Below are 22,381 nucleotides of genomic sequence, written 5' to 3' on the forward strand. Positions count from 1 at the left end.
AATTCAAAAGACTTAGAAATCAATTGTCTAGGTAGCATTGATTGCAAAGAAAAAATTCAGCATGTTTCTTTTGTAAATAAGTCCAAGTTATTAGTGGCTTATGAAGACTCTATTGAAATCTGGATTATAGGTCAAAAGAACTGGCCACGCGGTAAAGTCAACAAGCATGAAATAAGGGTTGATAAGCGTATTGACCATCCATATTTTGCAGGCATCCATACACTATATCCTTCAAAAAAAAATGAGAATTTTGCTATTGTTTCAGCATCTGCACCAGACTCAGTATTAGTAGTTGACCTAGAGAATTCTGTTGTTTCAAAAGTCTTAAGATTGCCTGCTGAACTATATGGAAGAAACTATACTCTTACTTCAAATATGAATTTAAAAAGTCACTATATCAACAATGACTTCCAAACTACGCATATCAATTCTGCTTATCCTGTGGATGATAATAAAATAGTTGTCACGACTTTGATTCAAGGTGCATTAGGCCAATTCGACCTAAGTAACGATAGCTTCAATGAAATTTGTAGTGGTTTTGTTGGTTGTCATGGTGGGCGTGTAAATGACTGCGGAGAAATTTATTTTGCTGATAGCACGATGGGAGCTATTATTTATATCCACCAGGATGGGACTATCCTTCGTCGTTTTGCCACTAATTCTCGATGGTTACATGATGTACAACATATTACAGAATCAGTCTATGCTTGTGCTGTAGCTGATTTAAATGAACTGCAATTGTTAGATATAGACAAAAATGAAATTGTTTTTTAGGAAAAAAATTTTCTACAATAAGCAATACTTTTTCTGATATCTTCCCTGGCTTAGTATCTGCTTATAACAGCACTCAGTTTTTGTCATTTCTTAAATTCTAGAATGCATTGGATGTTTCACTTATGCCTAAAAGCAAAAGCCAGCTTAAAAGACTGCTAGAAGTAGATACTGTTTCCTTTGAAGCACATAGCTCAGAACACTATAAGCATGAGACCCAGGGGCATTGGTCAGAGGATCCTTGTGGTTCTAATTATTCAGATAAAGATGTCTTTAGTAAGAGCTACTTTAATGAAATTGAGCGCCATCGATACTCTACTCATCCGTGGTTAAAAAAGGATATTGATTCCCTTGATCTGGAGAGTAAAAAAGTTCTTGAGATAGGTTATGGAATGGGAACAGACCATCTTTCAATGGCAAGAAAAGGTGGTGTAATGTATGGTATTGATTTAACACCTAAGAATTATGAAGCAACAAGTTTGCGACTTGAGATTAATAATCTTGAATCAAAATTGTTGACAGGTGACGCCGAGATATTACCCTATGAAGACGGTGAATTTGACTTTGTTTACTCTTTTGGAGTGATTCATCACTCGCCAAATACATCAACCATTATTTCTGAGATTTTTCGCGTTTTGAAGCCTGGCGGGAAGTGCTATATAACTGTTTATCATAAGAATTCAGTTTTCTTTTGGTGGACAACTTATTTCTATAAATTTTTAATCTGTCGCGGTTATGAAACCCGAAGTCTTCAAGAGCAGCTAAGTCTCATTGAATATCCAAATGATAATGAAAATATTGTGGTAAAGCTTTATTCGCGAAAAGAGTTTGAGTCATTGTTTGCCGACTTTTCTTCCACATTCAGTTATGTCAGGCATTTACTGCCTATTGATATTGCTTTTCTCTCAGGCTTTTGGCGTAATCCAACCTTACCTAAAAAAATATTGAACTTTTTGGGTAATTGGTTCGGCTGGTATGTTGTTGTTCAAGCTGAAAAGTAGCTTTATTTGTGATGAAGGAAAATATATACGGTCATTTAAGCCGCCTGAATTGGTTGCAACGAAATTTACAGGAAAGCCAAGCCAGTCGTATTGTTGAGCTAGGCTGTGGTACAGGCTACATGATAACTAAGTCCCTCCTTTTGAAGGGCTACAGCATAGTTGGGGTAGATCTTGATCTCGATAGCATCCAGTATGGCCAAGCATTATTGGAAGAGCAGGACTTAAATCCAAAGGCGCTGAAAAATTGTTCGCTTTCACAACTGGAAGGACAATTTGATTCTATTATTGCGTCTGAAGTGCTTGAGCATATCCCAGATTCAGATCTTAGTGAAGTTCTTAAAGATGTTCGTCAGAAGCTTAAACCAGGAGGACTATTTTTAGTTACAGTACCAAATGGATATGGCTGGTTTGAAGTTGAACATTGGTTGTGGAATCACGGAGGATTACGGCATCTATTCTACTGGAATAAGTTGATTTTGCATTATGAACGTCTCAAACTCAAAATTTTTGGTCGTGACTGTGTTGATACGACACCATCTTCTCTAGCAAGTTCACCTCATGTCCAGCGGTTTACTTTAGATTCAATTAAGGAACTCCTGGTTAAATCTGGATTTGAGTTATGTAACTATAGAGGATCGGTTCTTATGGCTGGTCCTTCTAGTGATTTTCTGTTTACCGGTATTCCGTTGGTGATGGCTCTTAACTGTTGGCTGGGTAAGCTATGGCCAAGGATGGCTTCAGGTTTTTATGTTGTTTGTCGTTTACCTATAAATGCATCAGATGCATCCGCTTTCTATAAAGATGAGAAGGCTAGCGTTCCACCAGCTATTACCACCACTAAGTTATAGCAGTCTCAAGTCATTTGGGAGAAGTCGAATCTCTATAAGCCCCTGTTTACGGCAATTGCAGCCTTAAAATTCCTGTTGAATTATCTAAGATTGATATATGACTGCTACTCGGATTACGATCCTTCGAGATGCATTGAGAACTGATATTGGTCAGGGAGCTAATGGCTCTCGACTCATTACAACGGGTGGATTTAAAGAGTGGATCCGTCAAGGAACTATTTGGCAACATCTCTGGCGCTATCAAGAAGCAAATATCATTACTCACCATTTAGATTTGCTGCCGCGTCCATTCATGGGAGCGCTGCTGTTACGTCTTCTTAGTCGGGGGCGCTGCTGGATTGAAGATGAACAAGGCCAGGTCAAATCTTTAAGTCTCTATGCGTTCTCCGAGCTTCTAGGGCGGATGGCTCAGGACTATCGACTGAAAAGTCGTTTCTTACAGCGTATTGAACAAGAAATTCATCAGCTTCGTAACAATCTGGCTACACTTCCTTCCCCCCCTGCTCTCAGCACAAAGGCTTCACCAATATACCTGCGTACAGATCTGTGCTTTGGCCTAACCTCTGGTGGATCTGTCGGTCATATTGCAGGGGTACTTAATAACTTAGATCAGTTTTTCCCCAAACCCCTTTTTCTGACAACTGATCGCATCCCAACTGTGCGAGAAGATCTAGAAACCCACTGTATATTGCCGTCGGCCGATGGGTTCTGGAGCCTCAGTGAAGTTCCAATGTTTGCCTTTAACGATTCCTTTGAGCCACAAGGACGAAAAGTCATTGGGGACCGTATTCCTTCATTTATCTACCAGCGCTATAGCCTCAATAACTTCTGTGGCGTTAAATTGGCGCAGCAGTATCAGGTTCCCTTTGTATTGGAATATAACGGCTCTGAAATTTGGATTAATCGAAACTGGGGTACCCCTCTTAAGTATGAGTCTCTTTCAGAACAGATTGAGCTGCTGAATCTGCACGCAGCCCAAGTGATTGTCGTTGTCAGTCAACCCATGCAGACTGAACTTGTAGCACGAGGAATTCCTGCAGAAAAGATACTCGTGAACCCCAATGGGGTAGACCCGGATCGCTACTCACCCAATATCTCTGGAGATTTGGTGAGAGCACGCTACAGTCTTGAAGATAAAGTGGTGATTGGTTTCATCGGCACCTTTGGTAAGTGGCATGGTGCAGAGGTGCTAGCCTCCGCCTACGGGAAGTTATTGCAGGACTTTCCCAAATATCGAGATCGTATCCGACTGATGATGATCGGTGATGGTGTGACGATGCCCGAGGTTCAGCAAAATATAGATCAATACAGCATTCATGATTCCTGTATTCTCACTGGTCTAGTACCCCAAGCTGAAGGGCCAGCCCATTTAGCAGCTTGTGATATTTTGGCCTCTCCTCACGTCCCAAATAGCGATGGTACCCCATTCTTTGGTTCGCCAACCAAACTGTTTGAGTATATGGCAATGGGTAAAGGGATTGTCGCTTCAGATCTTGATCAAATTGGCGAAGTCCTAACCCATGATCAAACGGCCCATTTGGTCAAACCCGGCGACATTGATGCCCTTGTGCAAGGTTTACGAGCTTTGATTGAAGCGCCAGATCGCTGTCAAAGATTAGGCTATGCAGCCCGCCAAGTCGCAATTGAGCACCATACCTGGAAAGAACACACACACAGAATCATTGAGAAACTAAAGGCTCAGTGTGCATAGAGGTGAAGCGTTGGTAGGGGGATGTCTAGATGGTCGAAATTTTATGCGTGTTGCCTTTAACATCATGGGGTTACGTCTACTCCGACGCTATGATGCTCTGCAGCGACTTATAACCATTGATAATCTCAACACGGTCTGGACAAAACGCTCTACGCTTCCTGCTGAGTTATCCATACCAGAGTTTAAAAATCAGGATCATCTCCAACTCCTTCACACAGTAAATAATTTTGTGACCAAAATAGAGCCTGATCCTCACGGCAATGTTGAAGTCCTCTATCACCACGCCAAACAGAATGGTGGCCTATGTTGTTTCGGGATGGCTGCACTTTACTTCCATGCCTTATGTCTCAATCACATCAAGGCCAGATTAGTTATTCTCAAACGTAATATATTTGACCCCTATGACAGTCATACGACGGTTGAGGTGCGCTGTGATGATCGATGGATTATTTTTGATCCAACGTTTATGGTGAGTTTTGAACAGAACGATCAACTGGTGGGGGCACAGGATATTCATCAAGCCTTGCAGAACGGTAATGGCCATCATATTCGCCCCATCACCTATGGTTCAGGTGCCTACCCAGCTCAGCTAGATAACTACTATATCCATTGGTTACCGCTGTTTAATAATGTGTTTGTGATGAATGCATTACAACTGCCCAGCTTGACAAAACTGCCCCCTTGGAGATTTTGGTTGGGGCCAATTTCTTACTGCCAGCAACCAACATGCGATCGCAATTACCATCTCAAATTTCACCAGAATCTCTACATTGGAGTAGTCGTAATCCAACCAATCCTTGTGATGCTAATGAGTAGTGCATTATGGGGTTATCTATTTCTTCAGTATTTTATTGTGTGATATTGCCCAATCTATGAATGTTTCAAAGATAAGCTATTACATTCAAAAAGTACGCTCGATGCCCCCTGGCAAACTGATCAAGAAGTCTGTCAGTTTGGCTAATCAATGGACCCAAGCGTATTTTGCAGATAGATATCGGCGATGGCTAGATCTAAATCGCAGTACCTATAGCCCTGTCTCAGTCAGCATGGATGTAGATCTGCTAACTTACTTGCCTCCGTTTGACTTGAAACTGTCACAAGATGAGGCCAGTACTATTGCAGCTTTAAGTCAACTTTACTGTGAGCATACCTTTGACTTATTGGGGTCTGGTTGGATAACTGTTAAGCATGGGCTGAAGTGTCGTGGTTTAGCAGGTCATCTCTATAGTATGGGGGCATCCATTACTCCAGATCTCCAAGGACGATGGTTAGCTCAGCGCATCAATCACGCCAATATTGCCACTGCTCAAGCGGTCTGGAAGTTAGTGGATACTGGGTATCAGCCTATTGACTGGCATCTTGACTTTAAGTCGGGATATCGCTGGAGTGAGACCACTTGGTATTTAGATGTTCAATATGCCCATCAACCTGGGGTTGATATTAAGGTTCCCTGGGAACTGGGGCGTATGCAGCATTTACCGATGTTGGCGTGGGCCTACGCTGGTGCAACCCAAACAGACTCCAAATCCAAGATTCAATGGTTTCCTCCTCATGTCTATTCGCAGGAGTTTCACAATCAAATCCTTGACTTCATCGCTACCAATCCACCTCGATTTGGAGTGAACTGGCGCTGCACAATGGATGTTGGCATTCGGATTGTTAACTGGCTAGTAGCCTATGACTTATTCCTTAGCCATGGGATGACTTGGGATTCTGAGTTCGAGGCGATATTCAAGCAATCAGTCTATGACCATGGTGTTCATATCATCCATAATCTGGAATGGAATCCTAACCTACGTAGTAATCACTATTTATCGGATATTGCTGGCTTACTCTTTGTTGCTGCTTATCTACCCCGGTCTGGAGAGTGTGATAGCTGGTTAGCCTTTGCGGTTCAAGAATTCATTGCTGAAGTGGCCCTGCAATTCCACTCCGATGGCAGCAACTTCGAAGCCTCTACTAGCTACCACCGGCTGTCAGCCGAAATAGTTCTCTACTGCGCAGCTTTGTGTTGTTCACTACCAAATAAAAAACGACAGGCGTTGGTCGATTATGTACCTGCCCCAGATTGGGAACCAGCATTGCACCCTTATTCTGAGCAAGCGTATGATATTGAAAACCCCCATCTACTCCCTGACTGGTTGTGGGAACGTTTAGAAAAGGCTGGAGAGTTCACCCATGAGATTATCAAACCTAACTCTTACATCCCTCAGTTTGGCGATAACGATAGTGGTCGATTTTTGAAGTTGTGGCCTACCTATCGCCAACTGACAGTGGCAGAAGCTGTGGCAACGTATCAGAATCTGCAAGGATATGATGGCCACGCTTCAGAGGTCATCTATTGGGATGAAGTGTTGCTAGATCATCGACATCTGACCCGCAACATTGGAGTATTACTGGAACGTCCAGATTTACGGGATAGAGATCACAGTGAAACAGCCGATCCAGAAATGCAACTTTTACGAGCCTGGTCTACTAACTGCAACATTCCCTCCTATCATTCTGATCGACAAAAGGCCATACCTGAAGCTTTGAACGTTAGTGTAGGATGCGATCGCACACTGAATAGCTGGCTGACTGAATTAAAACAATCTCAAGGTGAACCATTCGTATCTCACTTTAGATGCCAGCCCTTTTTGAGTACTGATGATCCTCTACGGATTTTTGCATACCCTAACTTTGGATTGTATCTATATAAGAATTCCCGAATTTATCTAGCCATTCGCTGTGGTAGCAATGGTCAAAATGGTAACGGGGGCCATGCCCATAACGATCAACTGAGTCTTGAACTGGAAATCGACGGTCAAACTCTGATCTGTGATCCAGGCACTTATTTATATACCCCTTTGCCAGAACAGCGCAATTTGTATCGATCAACTCAGTCCCATTTCACCCCACAACATTTATATCAAGAACAAAATGATTGGCTTCCTGGTGCTCTTGGTCTATTTAGTCTCAAGGATCAGGCCGAAGCCACCTGCCTCTACTTTTCCATCGATGGATTTGTGGGCAGACACTATGGTTTTTCACAACCTATACATCGCATCGTGACATTAGAAGCTCAGCAAGTTAGCGTGTTCGATTTTGGTGGAGATCCCGCGACCTATCAAGTCCAGCCATTCTCAAACGGTTATGGTCGGGTAAAGTATCTGACATAAGGAATATCTTGCAAAGCTGGCCTATCGTGGATCAATTTTTACGATCTTCTTCAATTACTCCCATCCCAGCATAAGATTGGGTATTCAGATTCTTGATAAATAAGAATTTCAATGATATTTAGATGCACGATCTTATGGCGGGAAGGGAGTAACTAATATAAGTACCTTTGTTGCTGCTCAGTATCTATGCCGACCTCCTATGAAGATCCTAATTATTGCTCACTACTACCCTCCTGAAAATGGGGCTGCTGTGATGGCTTCTCAGCGCCCAGCAGCTTGGGCAAAGTATTGGAGTCAGATGGGACATGATATTCGTGTGTTGACAACCCAAAAAGCGGCCTATCAAACCTTACCCTCCCACACTGAAAATAGTGGCATTCAGATTGAGGGTGTGTCCTATTTGCTGTCTCGCCCCGATGTTAGTGAAACAACTAATGCCCATCCCGATAAGTTGACTCTCAATAACAAGCTGTATCCTCAATTACGGCAAGGAATCGTTAAACTACGCCAGCTATTAGGAACTGGCACCCTATTATTTGTCAGTGATCTGTGGGTTTATCCAGCTCTCCGTCGAGCCCTAGCTCTCTATCAAGACTGGCCCTATGATTTGGTTGTGAGTACATATGGTCCCCCAGCCTCACACTTAACTGCAGCAATGATCCGTAGACGCCTTAATGTGTTTTGGGTAGCTGATTACCGAGATCTATGGCACGGCTACGATTTTTTAATCACAAAATGGCCGTTTTCGGTATTGGAAAAAAAACTAGAGGACTTCTCAATAGAAGTCGCTGATTTGATCACAACAGTTTCTGAAGGGTTCAGCAGCACGTTGCGAAAACGCTTCCCTTCTACCGAGATACTGACATTTACCAATGGGTTTGATTTAGCTGAGATCCCAAAAGTGCCTTATCATTTTTCAGGCGATCAAAAAATTCGCTTAGTACATACGGGGAATATTTATTCCCACAAGCGAGATCCTAAGTTACTGTTTCAAGCTTTATATCAGTTACAACAGCAACAACCAGGCTTGTCAGATCGTCTGGAAGTTCTTTTTTATGGGTGGGATTTAGGTAACCTACCAGCTCTAGCGGAACAATACCAATTACAGGATGTTGTCAAAACACCAGGTTTTATAGACCGTTCTCAATCTTTAGAGATTCAAAAGGCTGCTGATGCTTTGATATATATCGATTGGCATGATCCTCTAGTTGAAGGTATCATCGGAGGCAAATTGTATGAGTACATGTTTTCAGGCCGACCAATTCTTGGTATGGGTGCAACTCCAGAAAGTGCTGCAGGCCAACTGATAATTAAAACTAAGACGGGGGTTTGTTTAGGAAAAACAGTAACCTCAACTATCAGGGTTTTAAATCAACTCCTCCAAGGTTACTCTATTCCCTATAAGTCAAAACCAGAGCTCATACATCCGTTTACCCGAGAAGGCATCGCAAAAAATATGTTAGATGCTATCCAAGTAAGGATGTCTTATGAATCGTAAGATTTCTGTGATTATCACATGTTTCTCGGAAGGTTTCCTCCTTCGGGAGGCAGTAAAGAGTGTTCTTGAGCAATCTAATCCTAATTGGGAGATTATTGTTGTCAATGATGCTTCACCTAATGTAGATACCATCTCAGCCTGCAATATAATAGCGTCCAACCCTAAAATTCAAGTTATTAATCGCAGTATGAATGGCGGCACTTCGGCAGCACGAAACGACGGTTTTCAGGCTGCAACAGGCGATATTTGTGTGCTCCTAGATGCAGATGATTGTTTACCAAAAGATGCTCTAGCAATTATACAAAATACTTTCGAACAACATCCAGAAGCAGAATTTGCTTATGGAGATTATTTTCGCCAAGACCAACCAAATCTTCCTCAAAAAATTGTTCGCCCAAGTGAAATTTCACTTTCTAATCAGCTCAGTGCACGTCCGTTCTCTTTAAGTTCTAACTGGACTTTATTAGGAACATCACCAATTCGACGTTCATTATGGCAGAAAGTTGGAGGTTATGATTTAGAGTTTGGTATTGAGGACTTGCATGATGTAGAGTTCTGGATTCGAGTAATAGCTTCAGGTTGTGATTATGTCTATATTCCTCAACCTATTTACACTTGGCGAAAATTCCATGGTTCAAATAGTGGTCAAGTCACGCCATTAGCATGGGCAAAAGTAGCTAAAAAACATCTAGATATATACTGCCAAACTGGACTTGAATTTAGAGCTTATGAGTTATTGCTATTGGGAAGCAAGTGGCTAAATCATAATCCTCGCGAAATACAACGTTATTCCAAAAAGCTGTGGAAATATTTATTGCATGGAAACATCCAGTTCTCCACACTTATTACATTAGGGATGCCAGCATATCTTCTACGCCTATTGGCAGGTCGTGCTAGGAAGAAACGATAAATCAATTATTTACAAACCTACAGCGTGATGATTCCAACAAAGTCCACAAATCGATTTGTAATCGGTAGCAGAGTTGATGTCACAAGTTACACCGATACTTGCGATCGCATCCAAGTATTGGCCGAAACTCAAACCTCTAGCTACATAATTGCCGCCAACGTCCACGTCGTCATGACAGGGGTCTGGCAATCCGAGTATCAAAAAATTATCAACGAAGCCACTTTGGTGACACCTGATGGCATGCCCTTAGTTTGGGTTATGCGGCAATTAGGAAGTGACAGCCAATCTAGAGTTTACGGGCCAGACTTAATGTTGGCTTGGTGTGAGCGAGCAGCTGAGAAAAACCTTCCCATATACCTATATGGAGGGACCGAAGATATGCTCAAAAAACTAACCGAGAATTTGAATCAAAAATTCCCCACCTTGGAAATAGCAGGTTTCTATTCGCCTCCCTTTCGGCCATTAACTCCAGAAGAGGAACAGCAAGATTGCGATCGCATCAACGCATCAGGTGCATCGGTTGTTTTTGTTGCCCTTGGTTGCCCCAAGCAAGAACAATGGATGGCTCGTCAACAGGGCAGAATAAACGCCGTGATGATTGGTGTAGGAGCTGCATTCAGTTTCCATAGTGGTGAAGTTAAGCAGTCTCCCCGATGGATGATGCAGCTCGGTCTAGAGTGGTTGTACCGATTTTGCGTTGAGCCGCGAAGACTTTGGCGTCGTTATCTAATCAACAACCCCATGTTTATACTTCTAGTGAGTCAACAGTTGCTTAAACACAAATTCCAACGCCAACAAAAACAAGCTTAGGTATTGCGTTGCTTGGCAACTCCTTGAGAAGAATTAAGGTTAAAGAGCATATTGAGTGATTGCATGGCCTTACGGCGAACTTCAATATCTTGCTGAGCTCGAAGTTGAACCATGGGATCGTGCAGAATCTTGTTGACGATGCCTCGGGTCAAGGCTTCGATCACTTCTTGGTGTTTTTCGGCAAACTCTGTGCCCAGACGAGAAAGCGCTTTTTCCAATTCTTGCTCTCGAATGGATTCTACCTTCGTTCTTAAGCTACTGATGGTGGGTACTGTCTCTAGGGAACGCCACCAGACATCAAAACTAGCCACCTCTTCTTCTAAGAGAGATTCTGCTTCTATAGCCATTTGTCTTCGGCTCTCTTGGTTTTGAGCAACGACTGCTTTTAAATCATCTACATTGAACGCATGGACTTGCGTCAATTCATTCACATTGCTGTGAACGTTTCGGGGTACGGAAATATCGAAGATCATGCAGGATTGACGATCACAAACGATGGGCTCTAGGATGTCGCGATCTAACAAGGGCTCAGTTGCAGCCGTACTAGTAAAAATTAAATCAGAAACGGATAAGACTTCCTGCATGTCAGTTAAAGTATGCAGCTTCAGGTCAGCACTCTGAAATTGACTGGCCAGCTGCTCAGCTCCCTTCATCGACCGATTTAAGATCGTGATTTGATTGGCCCCTTTACTGAGCAGATGTTTGACCAATAAGCGAGACATTTTGCCTGCGCCGATAATGGCAACCCGATGGGCTGACAAATTTTCGGTCTTCATCTGGGCAAGTTCTACTGCCGCCGAACTGATTGATACTGCTCCTGTGCCGATACTGGTTTCTGTTCGGACTCGCTTACCAGCAGAAATCGCCTGTTTGAATAAGCGATTGAGAATAGGGCCAGCGCCGCTGTATTTTTGACTCATTTTGTGAGTTTGCTTCACTTGAGCCAAAATTTGTCCTTCTCCCAAAACTAAGCTATCTAGCCCGGCGGACACGCGCATCAAATGCATAACAGCATCTTGATGGAGAAGGATGAACAAATGCTGACGGAGTTCCAATAGAGGAATTTGACTCCACTCTGATAGGAACTGCGTCAGCTCACGAATACCGTCATCGGTTTCTTGCGCAACCACATAAACTTCCATGCGGTTACAGGTACTCAAAATGGCAACTTCTTCTAAATGAGGATAACTCCTTAATTGAGAGGTAGCCTTTTCTTTCACATCATCGGGAATGCTGAGTTTTTCTCGCACATCCACTGGCGCTGTTTTATGACTTAAACCGACAACCGCAATATTCATGTGTCCTCCTTCTCTGTTTATTTAGCCGTTTCGTTTGAGAGATTCAAACTTCAGAACATAGAGGCAATTGCCTAATGTAACTGGAGTGCCTTAGGACGTTTAGGCGTTTCAAACATATGGACGGTGTCAACAAATCGGGCGGTTTTAGACTGAGTAGAAATAACAAGGGATTGTGTTCTTGCACCCCCGCCAAAGAAGCGAACTCCTTTCATCAAGGTTCCTGGGGTAATGCCACAGGCGGCAAACAGAACGGTTTCACCACAGGCTAATTCCTCAGCTGTGTAGACCTTATCTGGGTCGTTAATACCCATGTCCTTGAGGCGAGCTAGGTTGCTTTCCTTGCTCTCACCAATCAAACCTGTTTTGACGATGTCGGGATCGTAAATAAGTTGGCCTTGGAAATGCCCACCCAGCGCGCGCATCGCAGCAGCTGAAATGACGCCTTCAGGTGCAGCACCGATACCCATCAATGCATGGATATTTGTACCAGAAAATGCACAGGAGAGAGCCGCAGAGACATCTCCATCCGTAATCAGAGCAACTCTTGCTCCTGCCTCGCGAATTTCCTTGATCAGGTCATTATGGCGTTCCCGCTTCATGACCACAACGACCAATTCCTCAATGTTGCGGTCAAGACATTTGGCCAAAATTTGTAGGTTTTCTGTTGCGGATTTATTGATATCCACTTTGCCTTTGGCCGCAGGGGGAGCAGCCAACTTCTTCATATAGAAATCAGGGGCTTCAAATAACCCACCTTTCTCAGAAATGGCGAGAACAGCCATTGAACCGTTCTGTCCATAGGCAACAAGGTTAGTGCCTTCGCAGGGATCAACTGCAATATCGATCTCCATCAACTCATCGGGGTTGCATACTTCGGCGGCATCAGGCTGGGTACAAATGCCCAACTCTTCGCCAATAAATAGCATAGGGGCATCATCTCTTTCCCCTTCTCCAATAACGATGCGGCCTCGCATATGGATTTTGTTCATGCGATCGCGCATGGCTTCAACTGCAACATGGTCGGCAGTATCTTTTTCTCCTTTTCCCATCCATCGAGCTGAGGCAATGGCTGCTTGTTCAACCACCTCAATGATTTCTAGGCCGATAACGTTATCCACGCAAAGATTCCTCCTAAATGCCTGACTATGTCTCGCGTCTGTGTCTTAAAGTAACTGCTACTTTATTTGTTTTGTATCTTTAAGTACTAGTTTACAAGTCTATCAGACCGCTGTTACACGCTTATAGAGGTTTTCTAAAGGAATTTGCATTTAATTTTTCCTTACTCTGCTTTAAGGCGATTTAATAGTGCTTGGGTCAGCAGATTTTAACGAGGATGAGTTTGATGAAACTAGCTGTGAACAGTGTGTTGGGGCATGCTTTATGGGGTAATAGAGGCGGCAAAGTCTTGAACTAATTCTAAGGCTTGCGGATTAATCTCATGGGCCATCGGGAACTCTTGATATTGAACTGACACACCAGCTTGGCGCAGGACTTGGTCAGTTGTTTGTGCCGCTTTAAGGGGGACGACTGGATCGTTTTGACCATGAACTAAGAGTACGGGTGGGGTATTCGGATGCAATAAAGCTGCAATAGAAGGATGTAAATAGCCACTAAGGCAGATTAACCCAGCCAAGGGTAAGCGGGCACCGATATCTAGGGTCATGGCGCCACCCTGAGAGAATCCAGCCAGAATCATCCGTTCTAAAGGGACCTGAGTCTCTATGGCTAAGGCTTGTAGCCAATCTAAGAGAAGTTGACGACTTTCAGGTAAGCCTGCTTGGGTATTGAGGTCGTACCACATAAAACCGCCAGGGGCATGAGGATGGGGTAGTGGGGCGTTGGGAAAACAAAATTGATAGGTTGGCAAATTAAGATAGGGCGCAAGTGATGCGAGATCTTCAGCGTTAGATCCCCATCCATGTAAACCCACGAAAAGACCAGCGGGCGGTTGGCCTGTGGTAGGTGTTAGAGTGATTACCGAGAGTGACACAGTTCGTGTTCTGAAAAGAAACACCCTTCATTGTTTCACATCGTTGTTAGACGCTGAGATCCATCCCATGTTAGGACGCAAACTGGCAGGACGCTATTCCGTTGTTAAACCCTTAGCTGAAGGTGGCTTTGGCGAGACGTTCTTAGCTGAAGATACCCATTTGCCCGACTCCCCTCAATGTGTGGTGAAGAAGCTTAAAACAGGTTCCCATGAGCCTGCTTTGCTGCATACCGTGCGCCGACTATTTGATTCAGAAGCAAAGGTGTTGCACCAGCTAGGGGATCATCCTCAAATTCCTCGTTTGCTGGCTCACTTTGAAGATGGAGAAGAATTCTACCTAGCGGAAGAATATGTAGAAGGAGAAAGTCTTGCAGACGAGCTGGTTCCAGGCCAACAGTCAGATGAAGAAACGGCGATTGCACTGCTCCATGACATCCTGGAGGTGTTGTCCTTTGTACATGAGCAGCAAGTCATTCATCGGGATATTAAGCCCTCTAATTTAATTCGGCGTCAGAGCGATCGCAAGCTTGTATTGATTGATTTTGGGGCGGTGAAACAGGTCACCACTCAGATTGCGGAATCTGCAACCCAAATGCCCCGCACGGTCCTGATTGGTACGTCGGGATATATGCCTAGTGAACAATTCCGAGGACAACCCCGCCTATGTAGTGATGTCTATGCGGTGGGAATCATTGCCCTGCAAGCATTGACCGGTTTACGTCCTTCTTTTGGTGAGCTGCCAGAAGATGAGAATACGGGGGAAATTGCCTGGCGAGATCGCGTTTCCGTATCGCCAGCCTTTGCAACCTTATTAGAAAAGATGGTGCTTTACGATTACCGGCAGCGGTATCGGTCTGCGAATGATGCCTTATTGGCGGTTCAAAGTTTAATGGCAGCTCGAGCGGCAGAAGCAGCACCGCCCCCTCCCCTGGATAATTTGCCTGAAACCGTTGTCAATCCTCGTAATGGTGCTGAACGTCCTGTTCAACCCTTACCTGCTGTTGAAAATACCGTTCAGCAATTAGAAACGACGGCCCAAACAGACAATACCGTTCAGCAATTAGAAACAACGGCTCAGCAATCCACCAATATTCCCAATGCAGTTATCTCTAATGGTGCACCGCAAATAGGAGATACCTCTCAACAGGCTGATCCCAACCCCACGACGCCACAGGTGCCTGTGACAAATCCTGCCGACGCAATCGACGCAATGCCCCCAGAAACTGTTGCGGTCTCTCCTAGATCGCAACAGACCGCTTGGTTGAGCCGAACTAAAGTATTGACTGGGGGATTCGTTGCGCTGCTAATGGGGGGGACGGCGTTGGCTTTCACCTCACCCCATATCCAAGCCGTTTGCACTGTCTTAAATAACTGCTCTCAGGACATTCAATTTCAAGCAACCTTCGACGAAGCTGTTGATGATGCCAAAGCTGCTGAAACTCGCAATCAGCAGGCAAAAACGGTTGCTGATCTCCAATCGGCCCAGAAAGAAATGGATGAAGCTATTGCGGAGTTAAACAAGATTCCTAAAAACGTCAAGGTATACGATGAGGCGAAAAAGGCTTTAGCTGAGTACCAATCTGAGAGCAAAGCCATAACGACTCGGATTGAGACAGAAAATAAAGCAGACGAAACCTTCAAGAAGGCAACGACCATTGCTCAAGCGGTGCAAAAGAAGGCGAAAAGTGAAGACTCTGTTTCTACCCTCGATCAACACAAAGTAGAATGGGAAAAGGCCATCAAACTGCTCAAGGATGTTCCTAAAGATACCCTGGTTGCATCACAGGTTGAAGCGAAGCAAAAAGACTTTGATAAGCAACTGAAAGCTCTGAAGGAACAGCGGCAAAAGAAAATTGCGGCTGCTGCAGAGGCTCAGCGAAAATTAGAAGCCGCCCAAGCCGCATCAGTGCCGGCTCGACCTTCCCCGGCTTATGTGCCACCCCCAAAGATCGACTTATGTACCCTCTCGCCCAGCCCCGGCCCCTGCGGTAAGGCCAGCCCCTAGGCCAGCTCCACGCCCAGCTCCTGCCCCCCCCCCGCCCCACGACGGCAAGAACCCCTTTGGGGACCTGGCTCAGGTCAACAAAAAAATAATGAACCACTATGGTAATTTAGGTTGCCAACAATTGGCAGGGGAATATAAAAGAGGTAATCTTAACTCACTGCGCAGAATACAAGATTCTGACACAGTGAGTTTGGGAGCAGCAGGTCTGGGATAAACTTTTAGGCTTATCCCAGAACCTTCCGGTTCTAGAATGCCCATCGAAAGCTATGTAACGACAAAACGATTAAAAGGTCTCATCAACAACAGGGACTTAGTTCCGGTAGGAAGTTGATGATCTGTTGGGAATCTCCCATCACACATCATTCCTAAGGTGTGATGCCAAAATCATATTCAATATTTTACTAGGACGCATCGCTTGGCGGGTTGTCTCCGAATCCGGCAAGTAATACCCACCAATCTCTGTTGGATGGCCTTGGAAAGCATTAAGCTCAGCTACAATAGTCTCTTCATTGTTGCTTAGTTGTTGGAATAAGTCTGTAAACAGAGTTTTGAAGGCAACATTTTGATCTTGTTCGGCCAAGGCTTGGGCCCAATAGAGGGCTAAATAGAAATGGCTACCCCGGTTGTCTAATTCATGGACAGAACGGGAAGGAGATTTAGACTGTTCTAAATATTGGCTATTCGCCTGGTTGAGGGCGTTAGCTAGAGCTAGAGCATTTTGGTTGCTGGTTTTATTTCCCACATCTTCCAAAGTTGCAGCCAAAGCCAGAAATTCTCCTAAAGAATCCCACCGTAAATGTCCTTCCGCCAGAAATTGTTGAACATGCTTGGGGGCAGAGCCACCCGCGCCGGTTTCAAATAAGCCTCCTCCTGCTAGCAAAGGCACAATGGATAACATTTTGGCACTTGTACCTAGCTCTAGAATGGGAAATAGATCCGTTAGATAGTCTCTTAAGACGTTCCCGGTAGCCGATATGACGTCTTTGCCGACTTTAATCTGTTCACAGGTAAAGCGCATGGCATCGACGGGAGACAAAATGCGAATATCTAAATCCGTAATGTCATGTTGAGGTAGGTATTTCTGCACCTTCTGGATAAGGTTAGCGTCATGGGCACGATCTGCATCTAACCAAAAAACGGTCGGAGAACCTGTGGCTCTGGCTCGATTGACTGCTAGTTTGACCCAGTCTTGGATCGGAATATCTTTGGTTTGGCACATGCGCCAAATGTCCCCTTTCTGGACCGAGTGCTCCAATAAGATTTGACCTGCCTGATCCATCACCTGGACAGTCCCATTGCTAGGGATTTCAAAGGTCTTATCATGGGAGCCGTATTCTTCGGCCTTCTGAGCCATTAGCCCTACATTGGCGACATTTCCCATCGTCTGAACATCAAAAGCGCCATGCTCTTGGCAGAATTTGATGCACTCCTGATACATGGTTGCGTAACTGCGATCTGGAATCATCGCTTTCGTATCATGGAGCTGGCCATCAGGTCCCCACATTTTGCCGGAGTTCCGAATGGCAGCTGCCATAGACGCATCAATGATGATATCGCTGGGGACATGGAAATTCGATATGCCCTGATCAGAATTGACCATTGCCAGTGGGGGGCGGGTTTGATGGGCCAATTCAAAAGCGGTTTTGATGGCTGAGCGCTCTGCATCAGGCAAGGTTTGAATCTTGGCAAAAAGATCGCCTAATCCATTGTTTGGATTGACCCCAAGGGTATGAAACGTATCGGCATTTTCAGTAAACACATCCTTGTAGTAAGCGGTTATGGCATGGCCAAACAAGATTGGGTCGGAGACTTTCATCATGGTTGCCTTGACATGTAAAGACAAGAGAATGTCTTCAGTCTTGGCGGCAGTGATCTCCTGCTCATAAAAGGCTTTTAACGCGTGTATCCGCATCACTGCCGCGTCAATGACTTCACCTGAAAGAACAGGGATATTCTCTTTCAAAACTTCCAGAGAATGGTCTTCTTTAACTAACTGAATTTTGACGTTTCCTGCTTGGCTAATCACAACGGATTGTTCGGTGCTATAAAAGTCACCTTCATCCATATGAGCCACATGGGATTTTGAGCTGGATTTCCAAGGACCCACAGAATGAGGATTCTTCTGGGCATATTGTTTGACGGCTGCAGCGACTCGCCGATCTGAATTCCCTTCCCTTAAAACTGGATTAACAGCACTGCCAAGGACTTTGGCATAGCGGTTTTTGACAGCGATTTCCTGCTCAGTTTGAGGATTGGCTGGGTAGTCAGGAATGTTATACCCTTTGCCTTGTAACTCCTGAATGGCAGCCGTTAGTTGGGGGATAGAGGCACTGATGTTGGGAAGCTTAATGATGATAGCTTCAGGGGTCTTTGCCAAATCTCCTAAGTAAGAAAGGGCATCGGGTCGTTTCTGGTTAGTAGTTAGCTTCTCGGGAAAATTAGCAATAATTCGTCCCGCTAGTGAGATATCCCTTGTTTCGATCTCAATATTGGCTGCTTGGGTAAAAACTTTGACAATGGGTAGGAAAGAATAGGTGGCTAAGGCGGGTGCTTCATCCGTGTGGGTGTAGATGATTTTTGTGGCTTTTTTTGGGGACATGTATCTTCTCTAAAAGTTGCAGCACCTTGACCAGCTGTATGGGTAACCTAGTAGTAAGGTGACCAAGCGTTTCCTGATGGAGTATATCAGTGTATCCACCTCAAAGAAGTATTTTGTAGTGGTGTTGCGAGAGCAGAAATGGGGCGATTTGCCCGTGCAGGTGTGAACAAGATTCGGATGATGAACGATCGCGGCTAAAGTCCTAAATTGAGGGGGATAAGTAAATGGGATATCCGGTTGTGTTGATTCGAGAGGGTGAGCTGGGAGCACGGGTGACGAATGCGTTGCAAATGGCCATTTCTGCGACAGGCGTCGACATTGATTGGCAGATTGTCGATACGGGGAGTGAGGGTCAGCAAGGCAGATGGCCTAGCCATATTTTTGATGTTATCCGAAGGGCAAAAACTGCTGTCATTGGACCGTTGATGAGGCCAGATAGTTATCGCCAGATGGAAGCGGATATCCGAGAAAACCTGGACCTTTATGTCAACTTACGGCCCGCAAAAACGATGGTGGGTATTCCCAGCAGCTATCAAAATGTTGATTTAATGATAGTGCGGGAAATGACAGAGGGAATCTATGCTGGCATTGAATTTGAACGAACCTCAGTAGAAGCTGCAGATGCTCGTTCTTTTCTGTCGAAACTGTCTGGCAAACGGATACGAGAAGATGCTGCGGTGGGAATTAAACCGATTTCTGTTAAAGGCTGTGGTCAAATTATTGAATTTGCCTTTAATTATGCGCGAAAGAATGGACGGCATAAAGTGATCGCTGTTCATCAAGCTCATGTGATGGCCCATACGGACGGTCTTTTTCTTGAAATTGCCCGCGATATTGCCCAAGAGTTCCCAGAAATAGAGTTTGAAGATCGAGCCATAGAGGTGATCTGTCGGGAATTAATGCAGAGACCTGACACATTTGATGTGTTAGTGATGCCAAATTTATACGGTGATTTGCTCGCTCATCTCTGTGCTGGCATGGTGGGTGGGCTGAATGTACCGAATGCACATATTGGAGATAAATATGCAGTTTTTGGTACCCAATCAACGGGGTTAAGTGAAGTTTGCAACAATCCGACATCGCTGATCCTAGCGGGTGCGTTAATGTTGCAACATTTAGGAGAACAGGATGCGGCTCGGCGGCTACAGGCAGCAGTGGAGACTGTGGTTGCAGATCAAGGCGATACGGCTGCTGACTTGACTCCAGTTGGTTTTGAAGTGGTTGATTCCCAGGCGATGGCCCAAGCCATTACTCAAGCCATTACTCAAGCCATTGCTGCTTGAGACCCTAAGCTCCCATCCCTGAGTAATGTTTGATTCCTCGACGCCATAGCCAGCGATTAATTACTAGGCCCAAAATACACCAGACCAGCATGACCATAAAGCCTCTAGCAACAGGAGTTGGAAGTCCGATTAAGAGGCTGACAGGGAAATAGATAAGATAAGGAAAAGGGGTCCATACCACAACTGCCTGAACCGATTCTGGGAAAAGATCGAGGGGGGCAATCATTCCCGATAGAAATAAATAAAACAAAAACCACAGTTGTTCAATTGCAGTGGCTCGTTCGACCCAAAATGCAAATATGGCAAAGGTGTATTGAATAATGAAGCGCAAAATAAAGGCCAAGACAGTGGCCAAGCATCCCTCAATTAAACCAAGGGGGCTAGGCCACCAAAAGGCTTGAGGATACAGAGCAAAAAATAGGATGACTAATCCTGCTGAAAAGGGAAACCGGGCCAGTCGTTCAGCCACATGGCCCGCAACATGGTGCCATACGGGATCAATGGGTTGTAGCAGGCGAGGGGAGAGTTTGCCTTCGACGACTTCTCGCTCGAAGTCCCAAATCACCCAGACGATCGTGAATTGTCGAACGATGAAGACAGAGATGAAGTAGCGGGCAAAGTCTAGGGCTGTGAGTGAGAATTGCCCCTCTGTGGCTGCTTGAGACCAGACTCCCATCATGATAAGGGGGAGTGAGTTGGCTAATACCCATAGCAGCAACTCTGCTCGGTATTCCAACATATAAGCGTAATAGACGGTCAAGAAAGTCGTGATTTTCCGGAGAATAGCACTCATGTGACTTTGCCCGATTGAAAGACTCGCCGAATAATTTCTTCAATGGGTGGGTCTGTGATAGTTAAGTCGAGTACCTGGAGATTGGCCAAGATTTTCGAGACGGTGTGGGTAAGGGTTTCCCGAAGGACTAGTAGACGAATTTCTCGCCCAGCGATCTCTTCGACTTCACCATATTGTCCTAATGTTATTGGATCGGGCGTTTGCATGAGTTCTAATTTGACTTCCCGATAGGGGGCAAAGCGGTTCATTAACTGATTGAGGACGCCATCATAAATGAGTTGACCTTGATGGATTAAGAGAACGCGATCGCACAGGGCCGTAATATCTGCCATATAGTGGCTGGTCAGCAAAATCGTAGCACCGTAGCGTTGGTTGTATTCCCGCAGAAACTCACGAACGCTGACTTGAGCATTGACATCTAGACCTAGGGTGGGCTCATCGAGAAAGAGAACCTGGGGGCGATGTAAGAGGGCAGCCAGTAGCTCTGCTTTCATCCGCTCCCCCAGGGAAAGTTTGCGCACGGGTTGAGTGAGTTTCCCCCCTAAAGACAGCATCTCCGAGAGTTCATCCACCCGATACTGAAACTCATGGGGGCTGATTTTATAAACTGCTGCGTTGATCCGCAAAGAATCTAAAGCCGGCAAGTCCCACAGTAGTTGCTGCTTTTGCCCCATGACTAAGGTGATCTTTTCTAGGAAGGCAGAGCTGCGTCGGAACGGAATTTGGCCTGCGACTTGTACCTGCCCCCCCGAAGGATGAATCAAACCGGTCAACATTTTTAAGGTTGTGGTTTTGCCTGCACCATTCGGACCTAAAAAGCCAACAACCTCTCCGGGTTCAATCTTAAAGGTGACGGACTGCACCGCTTTGACGAGGCGATGTTGTCGCTGAAAAAAGTGAGATAGAGTGCCTTTGAATCCGGGTTGCTTAATGGCAACTGGATAAACTTTATCAAGATGGTCGCAAGTGATGATGGTCATACCCTTACTGTAGACAAGAAATGCCTGAGTGGCTAAGTAGGGAAAGACTTCTGTTTCGATGCAGGGTCAGCAAGAATTTGTAATATGGTTTGCTGTACCAGGGGACTATTCAACATTTGAATATGGTTGACAGGTAGGATTACGGAGCGACTGCAATCGTCCAGCTGCATTTCCTTTATGGTGAGAATGCCATCATTCACTTCGTTGCCAAAAAAGCTCCAAGTCCCTCGGGGGCCATTCGTCCCCGCAATAATAATATGAGGAATGACTAAATTAGGGAGCTGCTGGTAAAAGCTAGGGTCCGCTAAATTCTGCAAACATTCTCCTGCTAATGGCGATAAGAGACTCAATCGCTGGGCCAACTGAGCGATACGGGGAGACTGATTGGGCGGTCCCAACAAAATAACTGGGTGGGGTTTGAATGAAGAATGAGGTGCAATGGCAGACCGCACTAACACTGCCCCCATGGAATGGGCAATGATGCCATAGCGGTCTGGTTCTAGCTCTTCTAAACGTTGCTGCAAACGCTCAATAATTTGAGTATAAGATTCGATTTGGGATGAATAGCCAAACAACTCGGTGCGATATCCCGCTTGTTGTAAGTATTGAGATAACCCAAATACAGACAGGGGAGAGCGTCCCAGGCCATGAATTAGCAGTACTTTCATTACTAAATAACGTTCACTGGGAATCGCCCCTATCCATAGGCTTAAAACTTAGCCTAAA

At 45.0% G+C, this 22,381-nt stretch carries 18 protein-coding genes; 11 read left to right on the plus strand and 7 right to left on the minus strand.

Going from position 1 to position 22,381, the window contains the following annotated elements:
- Window positions 1-93: 93 nt before the first annotated feature.
- The 9 genes from HRE53_RS25195 (at window position 94) to HRE53_RS25235 (ending at window position 10,707) form a co-directional block, all read left to right on the plus strand.
- Window positions 94-774, plus strand: coding sequence for a hypothetical protein (locus HRE53_RS25195; protein ID WP_235108410.1), 681 nt, complete (start codon window positions 94-96; stop codon window positions 772-774).
- A gap of 122 nt (window positions 775-896) precedes the next feature.
- The gene (locus HRE53_RS25200) at window positions 897-1,772 is read left to right on the plus strand and encodes a class I SAM-dependent methyltransferase (RefSeq protein ID WP_235108411.1); all 876 of its coding nucleotides are present in this window, start codon (window positions 897-899) and stop codon (window positions 1,770-1,772) included.
- Window positions 1,773-1,783: 11 nt separating this feature from the next.
- Window positions 1,784-2,620, plus strand: coding sequence for a bifunctional 2-polyprenyl-6-hydroxyphenol methylase/3-demethylubiquinol 3-O-methyltransferase UbiG (locus HRE53_RS25205; protein ID WP_235108412.1), 837 nt, complete (start codon window positions 1,784-1,786; stop codon window positions 2,618-2,620).
- A 97-nt stretch (window positions 2,621-2,717) separates the two neighbouring features.
- The gene (locus tag HRE53_RS25210) at window positions 2,718-4,331 is read left to right on the plus strand and encodes a glycosyltransferase family 4 protein (RefSeq protein WP_235108413.1); all 1,614 of its coding nucleotides are present in this window, start codon (window positions 2,718-2,720) and stop codon (window positions 4,329-4,331) included.
- Between the two features lie 64 nt (window positions 4,332-4,395).
- Window positions 4,396-5,190 carry a transglutaminase-like domain-containing protein gene (locus HRE53_RS25215; protein ID WP_235108414.1) on the plus strand — a complete coding sequence of 265 codons (795 nt, stop codon included), beginning with the start codon at window positions 4,396-4,398 and terminating at the stop codon, window positions 5,188-5,190.
- A 58-nt stretch (window positions 5,191-5,248) separates the two neighbouring features.
- Window positions 5,249-7,489: a heparinase II/III family protein gene (locus HRE53_RS25220; RefSeq protein ID WP_235108415.1), complete on the plus strand. Its 2,241-nt coding sequence runs from the start codon at window positions 5,249-5,251 to the stop codon at window positions 7,487-7,489.
- Window positions 7,490-7,688: 199 nt separating this feature from the next.
- A complete protein-coding gene (locus HRE53_RS25225; protein WP_235108416.1) occupies window positions 7,689-8,987 on the plus strand; it encodes a glycosyltransferase in 1,299 nt (432 codons plus the stop codon).
- Window positions 8,977-9,897: a glycosyltransferase gene (locus tag HRE53_RS25230; protein ID WP_235108417.1), complete on the plus strand. Its 921-nt coding sequence runs from the start codon at window positions 8,977-8,979 to the stop codon at window positions 9,895-9,897. Before HRE53_RS25225 ends, HRE53_RS25230 begins: the two co-directional genes overlap by 11 nt.
- A 27-nt stretch (window positions 9,898-9,924) precedes the next feature.
- Window positions 9,925-10,707, plus strand: coding sequence for a WecB/TagA/CpsF family glycosyltransferase (locus HRE53_RS25235; protein ID WP_235108418.1), 783 nt, complete (start codon window positions 9,925-9,927; stop codon window positions 10,705-10,707).
- On the opposite strand, the gene HRE53_RS25240 is transcribed toward HRE53_RS25235, so the two are convergent.
- The 3 genes from HRE53_RS25240 to HRE53_RS25250 all read right to left on the minus strand — a co-directional run bounded on the left by HRE53_RS25240 (window position 10,704) and on the right by HRE53_RS25250 (window position 13,995).
- On the minus strand, window positions 10,704-12,005 hold the full coding sequence (locus HRE53_RS25240) for a glutamyl-tRNA reductase (RefSeq protein ID WP_212665793.1): 1,302 nt from the start codon (window positions 12,003-12,005) through the stop codon (window positions 10,704-10,706). The two genes, HRE53_RS25235 and HRE53_RS25240, sit on opposite strands and share 4 nt — an antisense overlap.
- A 71-nt stretch (window positions 12,006-12,076) precedes the next feature.
- Entirely contained in the window at window positions 12,077-13,123 is a 1,047-nt protein-coding gene (glpX, locus tag HRE53_RS25245) for a class II fructose-bisphosphatase (protein ID WP_212665794.1), read from the minus strand.
- Between the two features lie 260 nt (window positions 13,124-13,383).
- Window positions 13,384-13,995: an alpha/beta hydrolase gene (locus HRE53_RS25250; RefSeq protein WP_235108419.1), complete on the minus strand. Its 612-nt coding sequence runs from the start codon at window positions 13,993-13,995 to the stop codon at window positions 13,384-13,386.
- A 67-nt stretch (window positions 13,996-14,062) separates the two neighbouring features.
- On the opposite strand from HRE53_RS25250, the gene HRE53_RS25255 reads away from it, so the two are divergent.
- Entirely contained in the window at window positions 14,063-16,000 is a 1,938-nt protein-coding gene (locus tag HRE53_RS25255) for a serine/threonine-protein kinase (RefSeq protein ID WP_235108420.1), read from the plus strand.
- A 352-nt stretch (window positions 16,001-16,352) separates the two neighbouring features.
- Here HRE53_RS25255 and HRE53_RS25260 read toward each other — a convergent pair whose 3' ends face one another.
- A complete protein-coding gene (locus tag HRE53_RS25260) occupies window positions 16,353-18,599 on the minus strand; it encodes an NADP-dependent isocitrate dehydrogenase (protein WP_235108421.1) in 2,247 nt (748 codons plus the stop codon).
- Window positions 18,600-18,823: 224 nt separating this feature from the next.
- Between HRE53_RS25260 and HRE53_RS25265 the strand changes: the two genes are divergently transcribed.
- Window positions 18,824-19,882, plus strand: a complete 1,059-nt coding sequence (locus HRE53_RS25265; RefSeq protein WP_235108422.1) for an isocitrate/isopropylmalate family dehydrogenase — start codon at window positions 18,824-18,826, stop codon at window positions 19,880-19,882.
- A gap of 4 nt (window positions 19,883-19,886) precedes the next feature.
- Here HRE53_RS25265 and HRE53_RS25270 read toward each other — a convergent pair whose 3' ends face one another.
- The 3 genes from HRE53_RS25270 to HRE53_RS25280 are packed head-to-tail and all read right to left on the minus strand — an operon-like array spanning window position 19,887 to window position 22,323.
- Window positions 19,887-20,675: an ABC-2 family transporter protein gene (locus tag HRE53_RS25270; protein ID WP_235108423.1), complete on the minus strand. Its 789-nt coding sequence runs from the start codon at window positions 20,673-20,675 to the stop codon at window positions 19,887-19,889.
- Entirely contained in the window at window positions 20,672-21,655 is a 984-nt protein-coding gene (locus HRE53_RS25275) for an ATP-binding cassette domain-containing protein (RefSeq protein WP_212665800.1), read from the minus strand. The genes HRE53_RS25270 and HRE53_RS25275 overlap by 4 nt, the downstream gene beginning before the upstream one ends.
- A gap of 32 nt (window positions 21,656-21,687) precedes the next feature.
- The gene (locus HRE53_RS25280) at window positions 21,688-22,323 is read right to left on the minus strand and encodes a triacylglycerol lipase (RefSeq protein WP_235108424.1); all 636 of its coding nucleotides are present in this window, start codon (window positions 22,321-22,323) and stop codon (window positions 21,688-21,690) included.
- Window positions 22,324-22,381 lie beyond the last annotated feature (58 nt).

Origin of the sequence: Acaryochloris sp. 'Moss Beach' (genome assembly GCF_021497025.1) — a bacterium.
Taxonomy (GTDB): Bacteria; Cyanobacteriota; Cyanobacteriia; order Thermosynechococcales; family Thermosynechococcaceae; genus Acaryochloris; species Acaryochloris marina_A.